At 44.5% G+C, this 16,044-nt stretch carries 17 protein-coding genes; 13 read left to right on the top strand and 4 right to left on the bottom strand.

Annotated elements, in window-relative coordinates; genetic code table 11:
• Positions 1 to 105: 105 nt before the first annotated feature.
• The 6 genes from ACQY1Y_RS09090 (at position 106) to ACQY1Y_RS09065 (ending at position 5,569) form a co-directional block, all read left to right on the top strand.
• Positions 106 to 648: a F0F1 ATP synthase subunit B gene (locus tag ACQY1Y_RS09090; protein ID WP_002740013.1), complete on the top strand. Its 543-nt coding sequence runs from the start codon at positions 106 to 108 to the stop codon at positions 646 to 648.
• The gene (gene atpH, locus ACQY1Y_RS09085; RefSeq protein WP_002739761.1) at positions 649 to 1,197 is read left to right on the top strand and encodes an ATP synthase F1 subunit delta; all 549 of its coding nucleotides are present in this window, start codon (positions 649 to 651) and stop codon (positions 1,195 to 1,197) included. It begins immediately after the preceding gene.
• Between the two features lie 69 nt (positions 1,198 to 1,266).
• The gene (gene atpA, locus ACQY1Y_RS09080; protein WP_110578666.1) at positions 1,267 to 2,775 is read left to right on the top strand and encodes a F0F1 ATP synthase subunit alpha; all 1,509 of its coding nucleotides are present in this window, start codon (positions 1,267 to 1,269) and stop codon (positions 2,773 to 2,775) included.
• 265 nt (positions 2,776 to 3,040) lie between these two features.
• The gene (locus tag ACQY1Y_RS09075) at positions 3,041 to 3,988 is read left to right on the top strand and encodes a F0F1 ATP synthase subunit gamma (RefSeq protein ID WP_002739849.1); all 948 of its coding nucleotides are present in this window, start codon (positions 3,041 to 3,043) and stop codon (positions 3,986 to 3,988) included.
• A gap of 354 nt (positions 3,989 to 4,342) precedes the next feature.
• On the top strand, positions 4,343 to 4,981 hold the full coding sequence (locus tag ACQY1Y_RS09070; protein WP_430014658.1) for a MotA/TolQ/ExbB proton channel family protein: 639 nt from the start codon (positions 4,343 to 4,345) through the stop codon (positions 4,979 to 4,981).
• 18 nt (positions 4,982 to 4,999) lie between these two features.
• A complete protein-coding gene (locus tag ACQY1Y_RS09065; protein WP_002800076.1) occupies positions 5,000 to 5,569 on the top strand; it encodes an ExbD/TolR family protein in 570 nt (189 codons plus the stop codon).
• Here ACQY1Y_RS09065 and ACQY1Y_RS09060 read toward each other — a convergent pair whose 3' ends face one another.
• Positions 5,570 to 5,920: a hypothetical protein gene (locus tag ACQY1Y_RS09060; protein ID WP_002793181.1), complete on the bottom strand. Its 351-nt coding sequence runs from the start codon at positions 5,918 to 5,920 to the stop codon at positions 5,570 to 5,572.
• A gap of 516 nt (positions 5,921 to 6,436) precedes the next feature.
• On the opposite strand from ACQY1Y_RS09060, the gene ACQY1Y_RS09055 reads away from it, so the two are divergent.
• Complete coding sequence (locus ACQY1Y_RS09055; protein WP_430014437.1) at positions 6,437 to 7,630, top strand: NAD(P)/FAD-dependent oxidoreductase; 1,194 nt, start codon at positions 6,437 to 6,439, stop codon at positions 7,628 to 7,630.
• Here ACQY1Y_RS09055 and ACQY1Y_RS09050 read toward each other — a convergent pair.
• On the bottom strand, positions 7,610 to 8,029 hold the full coding sequence (locus ACQY1Y_RS09050; protein WP_002740043.1) for a GAF domain-containing protein: 420 nt from the start codon (positions 8,027 to 8,029) through the stop codon (positions 7,610 to 7,612). The two genes, ACQY1Y_RS09055 and ACQY1Y_RS09050, sit on opposite strands and share 21 nt — an antisense overlap.
• Before the next feature lie 85 nt (positions 8,030 to 8,114).
• On the opposite strand from ACQY1Y_RS09050, the gene ACQY1Y_RS09045 reads away from it, so the two are divergent.
• The 4 genes from ACQY1Y_RS09045 to ACQY1Y_RS09030 all read left to right on the top strand — a co-directional run bounded on the left by ACQY1Y_RS09045 (position 8,115) and on the right by ACQY1Y_RS09030 (position 10,805).
• Positions 8,115 to 9,449: an AAA family ATPase gene (locus ACQY1Y_RS09045; RefSeq protein ID WP_430014436.1), complete on the top strand. Its 1,335-nt coding sequence runs from the start codon at positions 8,115 to 8,117 to the stop codon at positions 9,447 to 9,449.
• Positions 9,446 to 10,138 (top strand): Rho termination factor N-terminal domain-containing protein, encoded by a 693-nt coding sequence (locus ACQY1Y_RS09040; protein WP_430014435.1) that lies wholly within the window; start codon positions 9,446 to 9,448, stop codon positions 10,136 to 10,138. The genes ACQY1Y_RS09045 and ACQY1Y_RS09040 overlap by 4 nt, the downstream gene beginning before the upstream one ends.
• Positions 10,139 to 10,380: 242 nt before the next feature.
• Positions 10,381 to 10,584 (top strand): type II toxin-antitoxin system HicB family antitoxin, encoded by a 204-nt coding sequence (locus tag ACQY1Y_RS09035; RefSeq protein WP_002776494.1) that lies wholly within the window; start codon positions 10,381 to 10,383, stop codon positions 10,582 to 10,584.
• 14 nt (positions 10,585 to 10,598) lie between these two features.
• On the top strand, positions 10,599 to 10,805 hold the full coding sequence (locus ACQY1Y_RS09030) for a type II toxin-antitoxin system HicA family toxin (protein WP_012266944.1): 207 nt from the start codon (positions 10,599 to 10,601) through the stop codon (positions 10,803 to 10,805).
• Positions 10,806 to 11,080: 275 nt separating this feature from the next.
• On the opposite strand, the gene ACQY1Y_RS09025 is transcribed toward ACQY1Y_RS09030, so the two are convergent.
• A complete protein-coding gene (locus tag ACQY1Y_RS09025; protein ID WP_110544873.1) occupies positions 11,081 to 11,797 on the bottom strand; it encodes a lysophospholipid acyltransferase family protein in 717 nt (238 codons plus the stop codon).
• 155 nt (positions 11,798 to 11,952) lie between these two features.
• On the opposite strand from ACQY1Y_RS09025, the gene metG reads away from it, so the two are divergent.
• Together metG and ACQY1Y_RS09015 are read left to right on the top strand one after the other, a co-directional pair.
• A complete protein-coding gene (gene metG, locus ACQY1Y_RS09020) occupies positions 11,953 to 13,566 on the top strand; it encodes a methionine--tRNA ligase (protein WP_430014434.1) in 1,614 nt (537 codons plus the stop codon).
• 104 nt (positions 13,567 to 13,670) lie between these two features.
• On the top strand, positions 13,671 to 14,276 hold the full coding sequence (locus ACQY1Y_RS09015) for an NYN domain-containing protein (RefSeq protein ID WP_002743578.1): 606 nt from the start codon (positions 13,671 to 13,673) through the stop codon (positions 14,274 to 14,276).
• Between the two features lie 498 nt (positions 14,277 to 14,774).
• Here the strand turns inward: ACQY1Y_RS09015 and ACQY1Y_RS09010 are convergent, their stop codons facing one another.
• Entirely contained in the window at positions 14,775 to 15,971 is a 1,197-nt protein-coding gene (locus ACQY1Y_RS09010; protein WP_287701361.1) for a DNA double-strand break repair nuclease NurA, read from the bottom strand.
• Between the last annotated feature and the right edge of the window lie 73 nt (positions 15,972 to 16,044).

The following is a 16,044-nucleotide window of genomic DNA, read 5'->3' as shown; positions in this document are numbered from 1 at the left end:
TTAATAACAGTGATCAGTAAAAAGATAGAACTCAGTCGTCAGAAGTTAGAAGACTGATAACTAATAACTGATAACTGAATAACCTACTCCCCGCCCTCAATAATCATGATCATCGACACAGTTTTATTATTAGCCACGGAGGCGAAGGAAGCGGCAGCAGAAGGATTCGGCATCAATACCGATATCCTAGGAACTAACCTATTTAACCTCTCAATTCTGCTCGGTTTAGTCATCTTCTACGGCCGCAAAGTTCTCGGACAAATCCTCGGAGAACGTCAGTCGAAGATTGCTGAAGCTTTAGCCGAAGCTGAAGACCGGAAAAATATTGCCGCTACCGCCCTCGCCGAAGAACAGAAAAAACTCGCCCTAGCAAAACAAGAAGCGGAAAAAATTATCAATAACGCTCGATCTAGAGCTAAAACTGTCACCGCCGACATCGCCGCCCAAGCCGAACTCGATATTCAAAGAATGCGCGAAAGTGCCGCTAAAGATCTCTCGGCAGAACAGGATCGCGTTTTAGTAGAATTACGCCAAAGAATTACCGCTTTAGCCTTAGCTAACGTGGAATCCCAGTTAAGCGCCGGCCTGGAAGAATCGGTACAACAAACCCTAATTGATCGCAGTTTGGCCAACCTAGGAGGTAAATAGATGCAGGGAAGTTTAATCAGTTCAGAAATAGCCGAACCCTACGCCCAAGCATTACTTTCCGTCGCCCAAAGCAGCGGACAATTAGAAGCGATCGGCGGCGAAATTAAATCCCTCTTAGAATTGTTGGAAAATGCTCCCGATCTAAGAGCTTTTATCGGCAATCCCGTCATCAAAGAAGAAGCTAAAAAAGCCGTTCTTTCCCAAGTAATGGGGACCAATGCCAATCCCTATTTAACTAACTTCATGATGTTATTAGTCGATAAACGTCGGATTCAATTTTTAGAACCCGTTTGTCAACAATATCTCACCCTGGCTAGAGTGCTGACTAACACCGTTTTAGCGGAAGTTTCCTCGGCCACCGAATTGAACGATAGCCAAAAACAAATCGTCATCGACAAAGTGAAAACCCTGACCGGGGCGAACGTGGTCGAACTGAAAACCAAAGTTGATGGCAGCCTAATCGGTGGTGTGGTGATCAAAGTCGGTTCTCAGGTCTTTGATGCCAGCATTCGCGGTCAACTACAACGCCTCAGCCTCTCCCTGCGCTAAGGTCATCTAATCTCCCTTTTTTGCCGTTTTTTCACCTTCTTAATTTTTTACTTTTTCCCAGATTAAACTATGGTAGCTATCAGACCCGACGAAATTAGCACGATTATTCGTCAACAGATCGAATCCTATAACCAAGAAGTACAGGTCTCCAACGTGGGAACCGTCCTGCAAGTGGGTGACGGTACTGCCCGCATCTACGGCCTACAACAGGCCATGTCGGGAGAACTATTAGAATTTGAAGATGGAACCGTCGGCATCGCCCTTAACCTCGAAGAAGATAACGTCGGCGCGGTGTTAATGGGTGACGGTTTCGGGATTAAAGAAGGCGGTACGGTGAAAGCTACCGGTAAAATCGCTCAGGTTCCCGTGGGTGACGCCTTAGTCGGCCGCGTGGTTGATGCTCTCGGTCGTCCCATCGACGGGAAAGGAGACATCCTCGCCAGCGAAACCCGTCTGGTGGAATCCCCCGCCCCCGGTATTGTCGCTCGCAAATCCGTCTGTGAACCGATGCAAACCGGCATCACCGCTATCGATGCCATGATTCCCGTCGGTCGTGGTCAACGGGAGTTAATTATCGGTGACAGAAAAACTGGTAAAACAGCGATCGCCATTGACACAATCATTAACCAGAAAAGCGAAGACGTGATCTGTGTCTATGTCGCCATCGGTCAAAAAGCCTCCACCGTCGCCCAAGTAATCGACACCCTCACCCAAAGAGGCGCCATGGATTACACCGTGGTGGTGGCCGCTAACGCTAACGACCCCGCCACCCTCCAGTATATCGCCCCCTATACCGGAGCTTCGATCGCCGAATACTTCATGTATAAAGGCAAAGCGACCCTAGTTATCTATGATGACCTCACCAAACAGGCTCAAGCTTATCGTCAGCTATCCCTGCTCATGCGTCGTCCTCCCGGTCGGGAAGCTTACCCCGGCGACGTTTTCTATCTCCACTCCCGTTTACTAGAACGTGCCGCTAAACTCAGCGATGCCCTCGGTGGTGGCAGCATGACCGCCCTGCCGATTATCGAAACCCAAGCCGGTGACGTTTCTGCCTACATTCCCACCAACGTAATTTCGATTACTGACGGTCAGATATTCCTCTCCACCGACCTCTTTAACGCTGGTTTCCGTCCCGCGATTAACGCTGGTATTTCCGTATCCCGCGTGGGTTCGGCGGCCCAAACGAAAGCAATGAAGAAAGTTGCTGGTAAATTAAAACTCGAATTAGCCCAGTTTGACGAATTAGAAGCTTTTGCTCAATTCGCTTCTGACCTTGATGCGGCCACCCAAGCACAACTCGCTCGCGGTCAACGTCTGCGTCAAATCCTCAAACAGCCCCAAAACTTCCCCCTCTCCGTTTGGGAACAGGTGGCGGTGGTTTATGCCGGTTTAAACGGTTATCTCGACGATATCGCCACCGATAAAGTTATCGATTTCTGCGCCGGTTTACGCGAATACCTGAAAACCAGCAAACCTCGCTACGTTGAGATCGTCAGCACTGAAAAACAACTCAACGACGAAGCAGAAGGCCTGCTCAAAGATGGCATCAACGAGTACAAACAGGCTTTCAAGTAAACTTCTGTGAGCTTTAAGCTGTCAGCCTTTTCAGTTATCAGTGACCAGTAAACAGTGATCAGTAAACAGTGATCAGTAAACAGTGAGCGGTAAACAGTGAGCGGTAAACAGTGAAAAGATGGCAAGAAACTGCTATTTAATACTGCTCACTTAACACATACTGCTCACTTAAAACTCCAATCTGATAACTGATGACTGATGACTGATAACTGATAACTGATGACTGATAACTGATAACTGATAACTGATAACTGATAACTGAATTATGCCTAATCTCAAAGCGATTCGCGACCAAATTCAATCGGTCAAAAATACCAAAAAAATTACTGAGGCCATGCGTCTGGTGGCGGCAGCAAAAGTGCGCCGCGCCCAAGAACAAGTTCTCTGTACCCGTCCTTTTGCCGATGCCCTCGCTCAGGTACTTTATAATCTTCAAGGTCGTTTAGCCTTTAGTGATGTTAATTTACCCCTGCTGGCCCAACGGGAAGTAAAAACCGTGGCTCTGTTGGTAGTCACAGGAGATCGAGGCCTTTGTGGCGGTTATAATACTAACGTCATCCGTCGTGCCGAACAACGGATGAATGAATTAAAAGAGCAAGGGATTAACTATCAATTAGTTATTGCCGGCCGGAAAGCGGCACAGTATTTCGAGCGCCGCAATGCTCCCATTGCCGCTAAATTTATTAACCTCGAACAGATTCCCACTGCTGATGAAGCTGGCACTATTGGGGATGAATTGCTTTCCTTATTTTTATCGGAAACAGTTGATCGCGTCGAGTTGGTTTATACTCGTTTTATCTCCTTGATCAGTGCCACTCCGGTGATTCAAACCCTGTTACCTTTAACTACCCAAGGTTTAGCGGTACAGGATGACGAGATTTTCCGTTTGGTGACTAAAGAGGGAAAATTTAAGGTACAACGGGAAAAAATGGCCAGCCAACCAGCGCAGGTTTTTCCCCAAGACATGATTTTTGAGCAGAATCCGGTCCAAATCCTCGATTCTCTCCTACCTTTGTACTTAAATAACCAATTACTGCGCGCCCTCCAGGAATCGGCAGCTAGTGAATTAGCAGCCCGGATGACGGCGATGAGTAACGCCAGCGAGAACGCCAGCGAGTTAATTGGGACTTTAAGCCGTACCTACAACAAAGCGCGTCAAGCCGCTATTACCCAAGAATTGTTAGAAGTAGTAGCGGGGGCAAACGCTCTCTAGATTTAAGCCAGTTTTTCTTTTGATTATCAGTAGGAGTGATTATTTTCACTCCTTTTTTTATATAGGGTTTGCGGCAAAAAGTAGGGACGGTTAGATAACCGTGGTTTAGACTTCTCTGGCCCGAATTAGGTTCAAATAGAGTCAGGGCAATCCCTTTTCTGATATCTTCTGGCCCCTTGAAAAGCCCCATATCATCCTGTATTGTAAGTCAGCGTGAGAACTATAAATGTCAATCGATTAAGCTAGATCTTAAACTATAATCCTTAAACTATAATCATTACCCGATCGCCCGGTATTGGAGGAACAAAACAACTCGTGAATATAACTGATTTAATCCAAAAAGGCGGAGTGGCCATGTGGCCGCTGCTTTTTCTGTCTATTTTAGCTCTTAGCACTATTATCGAACGAATTTGGTTTTGGAGTCGCACCCTCCTCAGTGAAGGCCAGATTTTAAATCGGATTATGGAATCGGCCACCCGTAACTGGGACTTAGCGGCAAAAGTCGCTAGGGATTCCCGCAATCACCCCATCGGTAGCTATCTCTACGCACCCCTGCGCTTAGAAAATCCAGATCCAGAGGTTTTTCACTTTGCCCTCGAATCGGCTGCCGATGAACAATTATCCCTAATGAAACGGGGCGATAAAATCCTTGAGGCAGTCATCGCCCTTTCTCCCCTGCTAGGATTATTAGGGACGGTACTCGGTTTAATTACCTCTTTGGCCAATATTCAACTGAGTGACCTGGGAACTTCCTCCACAGCCGGAGTAACTTTAGGTATTAGTGAAGCTTTAATTTCCACCGCTACCGGCTTAATTGTCGCTATCTTTAGCCTCGCTTTCTATCGTATTTTTCAGGGACTCTGGTTCAATCAAGCTAGAATTTTTCGCAAGGCCGGCAGTGATTTAGAAATTATCTACCGTCAACGTTGGTTAGATAGAGAAGACCAACAATACTCCCTCAGTGCTAACCTAGAAAAACCCCTCGATCGCTAAGTCTCCCCCCTATAACCCATGGCCGAAACTAAATCTCTTAACCACAAAAAGCCCAAAAGTAGCCATATTACGGCTCGTCCCCTGAAATTATGGCATGATCAACACCGCATTCAAGAGGATGTGCAGGTTAACATCATTCCCTTGATCGATGTAATTTTCTGTATTCTCACCTTCTTTATTCTCGGTGCAGTGGGATTATCTCGCCAACAAGCTATCAGTCTTGATTTACCGAAAGCTAGTACCGCCACCACCCCGATGCGGGAAATGTTGGTGGTTAGTCTCGATGATTTCGGGCAACTCTACGTCGAAAAACAGATGGTGACTCGCCCCCAGTTATTCGAGGCAATCAAGAATTATCATCAATATAGTCCCAATGGACTGATGGTACTGAATGCCTCCAGAAATGCCAGTTATAACGAAGTGGTAGGGGTTTTAGACCTGCTGCGACAGGTGGGCGGCGATCGCGTGGCTTTAGCGACTCTATCGGGGGAGGCTAACAATCCCACCCTGGAAAATAGCAATCCTTTGCCCAATTTGCCGACTAATCCCACCTCACCCGGTTTACCCAATCCTCTGGGCAGAAATTAACTAGGAATGGATGCGATAGCTGAGTAATTGTTCTTCGAGAGCTGCAATGCGATTGTAGGCCGCCGTCAATTGTGCCGTTAATCGGCGAATTTGGATTTCATCGGAAAAAGAATTTTCTCCATTGACAGCCGGGGATTGTTTGCCACCGTGATCTCGGAGAATATCTTTATGATCGTAGAGGCTATTATCGGATAACTCGGAAAAACCGACCATTTCCAAAGATTCACGCGGAGAACGACTCGATTTATCCCCAGCTAGGATAGCAATTTGCCGGCTGAGGCTCTCGACAATATCCTGTAGATGATCGACTTTCCGATCAAGACTGATAATCTGTTGTTGTAGTCCATTCATGCAATTACCTGGGTATAAAGGAGGCTTCCCCTCTATGCTAGGCTCTGGAGGAAATGGACTATGACAATTTATGATTGATTTAACGATTCCTTTACTGCCCTTAACTAATCTTAATATATTGCCCGGGTCAACCGGCTGCACCCGATAGCACTTCTATTAGAAATTAAGGTAAGCTGTTGAGCAGTAAGCCTCGATTTTAAGGAAATAAATTATGTTTAAAAATTGGTCTTTCGATGATTGGATGAATCATATCCTTTTTCTGGCTACAATTTTGGCTTTGCTGACGATTTGGCTGGGTAGATAAATAAAAACTATTTTTCTTTCCTGGTTTACCGAAAATTTGGGTTTAAGTTTCCCCGTCCATTTTACGGCAGGGAGTGTCAAAATAAGAAACAAAACCCTCAGCGATCGATAAGTACCTAAGCAAAATTAATTACACATTTCGATAAAGCTTTTGCCTCTTGCCTATTGCCTCTTGCCTATCTTCACTAGGAAATTTATTTTGCACGACTACTTATGACTGACTCAAGCCCAAAAATTTGTATTCTCGGTGGTGGTTTTGGTGGACTCTATACTGCTTTACGTTTGAGTCAATTGCCTTGGAGCGATCAACACCCTCCCCAAATTACCTTAATTGATAAAAGCGATCACTTTTTATTTTCTCCCCTTCTCTACGAATTAGTCACCTCAGAACTGCAATCCTGGGAAATTGCTCCCCCTTTCAGCGAATTGCTCGCTAATACCCCCGTTGACTTCCAACAGGGAACCGTCACGGCGATCGATGTTAATAATCATAAAATAACCCTTGACAATAAAAACGATATATGCTATGACCGCCTCGTGATCGCCCTCGGTGGTCAATCTTCCCTTGAATTCCTACCCGGGGCCAGAACCCACGCTATCCCCTTTCGTAGTCTAGAGGATGCCTATCGTCTTCGGGATCGACTCAAAACCCTAGAACAATCCGATCGCGATAAAATTCGGGTCGCCATTATCGGGGGCGGTTATAGCGGCGTAGAATTAGCCTGTAAGCTGGCTGATCGCCTCGGAGAAAGGGGAAGAATTCGTCTGATCGAAAGAAATAGCGATATACTTGGACCTTCAACCCAATTTAACCGCGACACCGCCAAAAAAGCCCTAGAAAAACGTCTAGTTTGGTTAGACCTCGAAACCACCGTCGCCGACATCCAAGCGGATCGCCTCTCCCTTGACTACAAAGGACAGATCGACAATATCCCCGTTGATCTAATTCTCTGGACCGTTAGCCCGATCGCCTCTCCACTGATCGCTAATTTGCCCCTAGCACATAATGAGCGCAAATTACTAAAAGTTAATCAATATTTACAAACTGTCGAAAACCCCAGCATCTACGCGATCGGCGATGCGGCCGATGGTCGCGATCAAGAGGATAAACCATACGCTGCCACGGCCCAAGTGGCCCTTCAACAGTCCGACTACTGCGCTTGGAATATTTGGGCGAGTTTCCACGATAAACCGGCTTTACCCTTCCGTTATCAACCTTTAGGCGAAATGTTGACCCTCGGAGTCGATGAAGCTACTATTAGCGGTTTAGGACTAGAATTAGCCGGTCCCCTTGCCCATCTTACCCGTCGCTTAGTCTATCTCTACCGTCTGCCCACCCTTAACCATCAAATCGCCGTAGCATTCAACTGGATTACCCAACCGCTTCTATCCCTCATTTCTGAATAGCGAGTTCAGATATTCCTCCACTAATAAACTATCTCGATCGGTCAATTCCTGACCATCGAGACGGTTTAATAGCATTACTGCACCAAATAACCGATTATTAACCCTAATTGGCACAGCTAAAGCCGTTTTTATCCCCAAAGCGACCGCTATATCCTGACGGATGCGATTATCTCCGAGAGTTTGTCCCACCACCACCGGACAACTACCCTGGTAAACCACCGTACACAATCCCGACGTGGCAATATCACCCCTTTTGCCCACAATTGCCCCGGTGTTTTTACCCGCACCCGCCCGATAATAAATACTATCACCGTCAAATTCGGCAATGATAACCGTTTCTGTTGGAATTAAACCTAAAATTTCTTCAGCCAAGCGATCGAGATTAGTTAATTTTTCCATAATGGGTTAGGGGTTGAGGAGATAGAGTGTTATACTCAAAAAAAACAGCGATTCATTAACTTTAGTCTATAGTTTGTGAACTCAAATGAAAGATAACACCCCCAAAGTAAAAAGTCTCAAATCTTATCTTCAGCATTTGCCTCAAGATGCGTCGGAAGCGATCGTTAGCACCAACTTTGCACGTTACCTGATATCATATTTAGGATTTTCAACCACGGAGATAATCCCACAGTACGACACGGGAGGCGGTGGGATTACCGACTTTGCCACTCGGAGAAACCTAGCAAACGATATTTTTTTGCAGACAAAGAGTAATCCTTTTCTGCTGATAGAGTTAAAGGGTAGAGATATTAACCTAACTGAAAATAGTCCAAGTTATAAGGCAACTGTCAATCAGTTAAAGCGTCAGTTATTAGGGAATAACTGTAAAGCAGCCCAATGGGGAATTATCAATAATAGTTCACACATCCAGTTATTTAGAAAACATGGTAAAACCATTTTTCCTGCCACTACTTGCATAGAGCTAACTCCTGATAACATTGATGACACTATAGCTCTAATCAAGACAAAAATTGACAGCACTCCCAAAGCACTAACGGTTACTGTTTACAATAATAAAGGCGGTATAGGCAAAACCACCACCACCGTAAATCTTGCAGCTTTCCTTGCCCTTTTAGGTAAAAAAGTTTTAGTTTTAGACTTTGATTTTAATCAACGAGATTTAACTAAATCTATCCTAACTATAAACCCAGAAGATGGACTACTAGAAAAGGCTTTAACTGACCGCAATATTGATATAAAATCAGTGATCATTCCCTATATTTTTAAGAATTCAAAACGACAAATTACCTTCGATGTTGTTCCTGCTGATAATAAAATAGCAGGGCTTACGGAGTCTGACTATCATCCTCACATGAAAATATCCACTCTCCATAGAAAATTAGACTTAGCTAGATATGAGTACGATTACATCTTTATAGATGCAGCTCCCAATTGGCGATTTACTAGCCGGCTGGCTGTTTATGCTGCCGATGTTGTCCTCTTACCCACAAAACATAACAATTCATTCTCCCTTAATAATGCAGCCACTGCCATCAAGGAGTTTCTGCCGCAAATGCAAGAATTAAAAAAAGATGGGACTCCCATAGCCTTACCAATTTTTTTCAACGGTGAGAAGATTACTCAACCACAGTTAGAACTTGCCCAAAAAGAAATTAATCAAATACTAAAAAATGACAAAAACCTTGTACACTATTTTTATCCCAGATATACTAATGCCAAAAAAGATTTACATATTCATCACCTGCCAGAATACGCTATTATAGCCAGTGCTGCTTTTGAGCGCGTGCCAGCCGTTTATAAACATCGTTCCGTTTATGACTACTACAAAGACTTAGCAAAGGAGTATTTTTTACAATGATGGAATATACCGATATTGGTACTTTAAAGTATCTCTACTTAGATGAAATAGAAATTACCAATGGGACCGATGCTGATAGTTTTTTAATTGAAGCTACTGCTAAACTATTACAGCAGACAGGTGGACGCAATTGGCTGCCTGTAATCGTGAAAGAATTATCAGAGGATCGCTATGAAGTTATCGGCAACTCATTTGTTTATGCTGTGGCTGAAAGGGCTGGACTAGAAAGAATTTGGTGTATTATTGCCGATGGAACAGAAGATGCTAGGAATATATCCAGAGTTTTGGCAAGAGAAGAAACCCCAAAACTAAATCTGTCAACAGCTTCAAGAGAAGAAATTAAATCTGCTTTACAGTTCTTAATTGAACAACCGAATAGCCCACTAAAAACAATTAAATTAGCCACTGCTACTGCTAGGATTGATGAAGCTCCCCGTCAATTCTGGAAGAGTTTAGATTCAATTGTTGCCCTCAAGTGTGGAATTACAAAAGGGAAGGGATTAGATTTACTCAAAACTGTCTTTTATCTCACTCCTGAATCTCAACAAGATGCAGTGATTGAGGAATTTTCAGAAGAAACTCTCAAACTCAAGACTGTTTCCGAATTAAAGACTCTAGCCAAAGAAAAAGGAATCGTTGGTTTAAGCAAGATGAAGAAAGCAGAGCTAGTCAGAATATTAGCGCAATAAGAAAAAGGAGTATCAATTATGAATTATGAATTATGAATTATGAATTATGAATTATGAATTATCAATTGCTAGAAGATATTGAAAGTGAATTAAAATGGCAGCAAAGCCTTTCTAACGAAGATATGGAATTGGGAGCTTTTTCAACGTGAACCACTATCGAGTCATCCCGGGCTTGAGCATTGATTATGCTTGTGGAGTCCATCTGTTATCATCTTGGGTAGTTCTCTAAGGATTTAGTCCCTATGAAATGGCGAGTGATACTTGAACCCGATCCCGATACAAACGAATGGGCAATTTGGTGTCCGGAACTGCCCGGATGCACATCTGCCGGTATTACACAAGAGGAAGCTCTCAATAATATACGCGAAGCGATCGAGCTTTATTTACAACCTGATGCTATCGACCTTCTACCAGGAGCAGTAATCCGTGAGGTTATGGTGGGATGACTCGACTCAGGAGAATGAATGCTGACGAGGTTGAGCGCATATTACGCAAGTATAACTTTGAACTGATCTCTCAGAAGGGTAGTCATAGAAAATGGCGTGGTAGGGATCAAGATACTCAAGTTATCGTACCTTACCATCAAGGGAGAGATTTACCTACTGGAACATTGCGTAACATCATGATTACAGCCATGATCCCAGAAGGAGAGTGGAAATCTCCATAAACTTCATCTAAACTCCATCTGTCTAACCAATCACTGCACCCGACCGAGAGTTAGACTGATAATATCATTCAAGGTTGGGCTTCGGCCGTGAGCTTTTGCCGAACGGTTGAAGCATGAAACCCAACGCCCGATCATGTTAGGCTACTGCTAACCCATCCTACAAATAATTGTGTCTCCCTACTTATAACAAATCACTCCAGTATCAATTATGAATTATGAGTTAGGAAGTGGGAAGAAAAAAGCTGCCTCCTTTCTCCTGTCTCCTGACTCCTGACCTACCCTTTCAGCAATAAATCGCTAATTTCCGACTGACAATGACCAATTAAACGATTAAGGGCTTTTTTTCCTTGTTTACCTTGATAATCTGAGCGATCGCTTTCAGTAATTCCATAGGGACGACCGATCGCCACCTTGACACGATGATAAAATACAACGGGATGCCAACCATCTTGATCGAATAAAGGTTCCGTGGTATCTAACCAGCGCAGCAAACGCACGGGAAAAGGACTAATAACAGTTTCCGACTCGGAGAGAATAGCCACAGGTAAGACCGATAGATTCTCCACGGGACAACGCAGGGCTAAATGGGCAAATCCGCTCTGAAAAGCGCTAATTTGACGAGGAGCAGTCAAATTTAACATCGGCGATCCACCTTCTGGAAATAAACCGATCCATCGTCCGGACTGTAAAAAATCCGTTGCTTGCCGAAAAAAAGTCCGGTGGCGTTTTTCGGGGGTATCAAAGGGAAAACAGCCCAATTCTCCGATTAATTCCCGCAAAAGTGGCGTTTTTCCCATGTAGTGATGACAGGCGATCGGGAGAGTTTTGCCCAAAGCTTGAATTAAGATCGGCGCGTCCAAAAAGCTGCGATGGTTACTTACCACGATCGCCACTCCTTGGCTGGGTAGATTTTCTTGACCGACGGTAAACAGACTCGTGCGCGTGGTATCAAGAATTAAACGAGAGGTGGATAGGGGGGTAAGCAGCTTCATGGAAAAAAAAAATCGGCCTTAAGATTGTTTTTATTGACTTAGATCACAACTAAAGGATAAAACAGAATTAGAGGATCATAAAACATAGGGATTGTCTCCCAATCATCTACGGATCAGCCTTGGGGCAGCCTCGTCTATTTAAAAAAATAAATTTCATGAATGATTTGAATGAGCGAAAAACATTTGCTTTAACAACACCTCTTTATTATGTCAACGATATCCCCCACATCGGTAGTGCTTACACGACGATCGTAGCGGATGTTATGGCACGATGGAAGCGGTTACAGGGCAATTCTGTCCTCCTGATTACAGGAACCGACGAACACGGACAGAAAATCGAACGGACTGCGGCAGCCAAAGGACTCAATCCCCAGGAACATTGCGATCGCATAGCCACCAGTTTTGCCAATCTCTGGGCCAAGCTACAGATCCAGTATGATCGCTTTAGTCGCACCACTGCCCCCCGTCATCAGGCAATTGTTAACGAATTTTTTGAAAGAGTCTGGGAAAAGGGCGATATCTATCTTGATCGCCAACAGGGTTGGTATTGCGTCGCCTGTGAAGAATTTAAGGAAAAAAGAGAACTGTTAGATAATGGCTGTTGTCCCATTCATACTAATCTGGCCGCCGAATGGCGCGACGAGGAAAACTATTTTTTCCGCCTCTCTAAATACCAAGCACAACTAGAACAAATTTACCAAGAACAACCCGATTTTATTCAACCGGAAAGCCGACGTAATGAGGTTCTCAACTTCGTCAACCAGGGACTACAGGACTTCTCCATTTCTAGGGTTAATGTGGCTTGGGGGTTTCCCATTCCCCACGATGGTCAGCATACCATCTACGTTTGGTTTGATGCCCTTCTTGGCTATGTTACCGCCCTTCTCGACCCCGAAGACGAACCCACCCTAGAAAATGCCTTGGCCAAATGGTGGCCGATCGATCTGCATCTGATCGGTAAAGATATATTAAGATTCCATGCCATTTATTGGCCGGCTATGCTAATGTCGGCGGGTTTACCCTTGCCTAAAAGAGTCTTCGGCCACGGCTTTTTGACCAAAGACGGGCGGAAAATGGGCAAAAGTCTCGGTAATACCCTCGATCCCTTCGATTTGGTTGATCGCTATGGGGCCGATGCCGTCCGTTACTATTTCGTTAAAGAGATTGAATTAGGACAGGATGGCGATTTTCAGGAAACCAGATTTGTTAATATTCTTAACGCAGATTTAGCCAACGATTTAGGCAACCTCCTCAATCGCACCCTAGGCATGGTCAAAAAATACTGCCAAAATATCCCCCCCCAGTTGACTGGCGTAGATATCCCCAACGATAATCGTCTTAAGAATATGGGGATCAATCTAGGGGGCATTGTTGAACAGAAGTACAATGCGCTACAATTTAATCAAGCCTGTGAGGAAATATTAGCGTTGATTCGCGCTAGTAACAAGTTTATCGATGAGAGTGCGCCCTGGAGTTTATTTAAACAGAAACAACAAGCAGCGGTAGAACAAGTCCTCTACGCAGTTTTGGAATCAGTAAGACTCTCTGCCTACCTACTCTCACCGATAATACCGACCTTGAGCAGTAAAATTTATCAACAACTAGGTTTTGTTATTGATTTTAATACTTTCAGGTCGGAGGATGGGGAAAACTTCCCTGATAGTGTCTCTTTTTTCCAACACTGTCAATGGGGATTACCCACAAATCCACAACTAGGAACACCTGAACCGATCTTTTCTAAACTAGAACTGCCGTTAAACGATTCCTAAAGGAATTTTTTGATAACTCTATTTTTTAAGGTCTGTTGTCCTTTCGGATACAACTGGCAAACACCCAACACTAAACTTTTAACAAACAAACGAGGAAAAATAAAATGTTTGATGATTATGATACAGCCCCAGTCTTTACCCCCGAACAAGTGCTAGAAAATCGCGGTCGTGTGGCGATTTTCATCGATGGTTCTAATTTATTTTATGCGGCTCTGCAATTAGGTATCGAAATTGACTACACCAAATTACTTTGTCGTTTAACTGCCGGTTCTCGTCTCTTGCGCGCCTTCTTTTATACTGGAGTTGATCGCACTAACGAAAAACAGCAGGGATTCCTCCTCTGGATGCGTCGCAACGGCTATCGAGTCATCGCTAAAGATCTGGTACAATTACCCGATGGTTCCAAAAAAGCCAATCTCGACGTGGAAATTGCCGTAGATTTAATGGCGCTAGTGGGTTCCTATGATACCGCAGTAATTGTCAGTGGTGATGGGGATTTAGCCTATGCTGCCGATTCCGTCAGTTACCGTGGTGCGCGAGTGGAAGTGGTTAGTTTGCGATCAATGACCAGTGATAGTTTAATTAATGTAGCCGATCGCTATGTTGATCTAGATCAAATTAAAGAAGAAATTCAAAAAACTAGCAAACATCACGTTAGTTATAATAATTTCCCCGTCAGCGTCTTAGACCAAGATCGTAGCAGTCGCTAGAAAAATTCGGCAAAAATCAAGTTTAAGGTGGGAATTACCCACCTTTTTCAGTTATCAGTTATCAGTGACCAGTTATCAGTTATCAGTGACCACTCCCCCCGCAACGCGCACGAAGTGGTCTCCCATCTCCCCGCTCCCCTGCTCCCTGACTTGAAAATAGAAGCTGAAATAACGCAAATTCGTCAATCATACTAAATCCGTTGAGTATAAGCTACATATCAGGAGAGGCACTCCTGCAAGTGGAGTGACTGTTAAATTGTGACAGATGTATTAGCAGCTGCGTGTAAGCATCCCACCGAAAAACTAATGCGCGGGGGGTTTGGGGGCGGCGCCACGCCCCCAACGGGGGGTTTGGGGGGTAGAACCCCCCAAAGACTTGGATTGAGTGATCAAGTGGGAAGTAATACTAAATCCGTTGAGTATGGGCTACATATCAAGAGAGGCACTCACGCAATAACTGGATTTAGCATAACCACTCCCCACTCCCTGTCTCCTCAATTAAGCGATACTACTGCGTTTTCTCGCTTCCTTATAAGATGTTCCCACATCCTGTAAACCGACTTTAATCATCTGTTGTTCCAAAAGGGCAAAAAAACGCAAGCGATCGCCACCTTTAATCACCGCTAAATTGTGCGCTTCCGCTAAGGCGATCGGATAACCATAACCTTTTAACACCTGGGCCAGTAAAATACTTAAAGAGCGATCGAGTAATTCTCGCTCCTCCACCACCCAAGCAGGAACCTCTACCCTAGCGATTTCCGTCCCCACATGGAGATAACAGAAGTAAATACGATGCTCATCCCCATAAAGATCGAGGATTTTCAAAGAACTGCGCCAAAAAGGACTTCTTTGTCCCGGTTCCAATAAATAACCCCAGAGAGAAGCATCCCGGAGAGGATCGACAACGCGACAGGGGGTTTTTTCTGGGTCTAAATCACCGCAATTGATCAAGCAATTGGGAGTATCATGGGGACAAGATTGTAAACGCAGGAAATTTAAGCTTTCCGTGCTACGAGAAGCACTAATATAACCTATAAGCGGGATTTTAGCCGAGCGCAAATCGTCCCAAGACTGAAAAATCGGTGGCAAAATTAAATCTTTTGCTTCCGGGGGGAGACTATCGATAAACCAATAGATCAAAGAACCATCCACGAGGGCTAAATTTGGTTCATAATGGGCCCCGGGGGGTTTTACCCAACGAGTAGCCATTTCCGCTAACATTTGGCTTTCTAATACCGTCCGACGATAACTCATCCACTCATCGACGCGAATACCCCACTGTTTAGAAATGTAGAGGTCTTCTGATTTGTAATAGACTTCGGGAATGCTATCGAGGAGCGGGTGCAAATTTTGACCATAGTGCAACATGATCCTACCGATATTAATTAGATAACAGTAGGCGATTTCGTGGTGGGAAGGGGCAATTTGGGAACCATCCGTGGCAAAAACGCTATGACTTTCGGGAGCGGGAAGGATAGTAACCCGGGTGTCGAGAGGTTCGATCGGTAGCGCGACGGAGAAAATTAGGCGATCGTGCCAGTTATGATAGAGTTCTAGCAGTTTTTCCTGTTGCTGTTGAGCCTGTTCTAAAAGAATTTTAGCCCGTTGCACGCGCTCGCGACTAGCTGTCACTTCCTGTTGAAAATGTTGACTGATTCCTGGCATTTTTGCCGCTAATTTCGCAAGATCGAGCATAACTATCCTCTCCCTGACTTTTTTTGATTTTATCGCAATTTTGTCACTTATTGCCAAATTTATCCATAGTAAT

The sequence above is a fragment of the Microcystis ichthyoblabe FBCC-A1114 genome (assembly GCF_050500245.1).
Taxonomy (GTDB): Bacteria; Cyanobacteriota; Cyanobacteriia; order Cyanobacteriales; family Microcystaceae; genus Microcystis; species Microcystis ichthyoblabe_A.
Note: the sequence above shows the minus strand (reverse complement) of the source record. Positions and strands in the feature narration are given on the sequence as shown.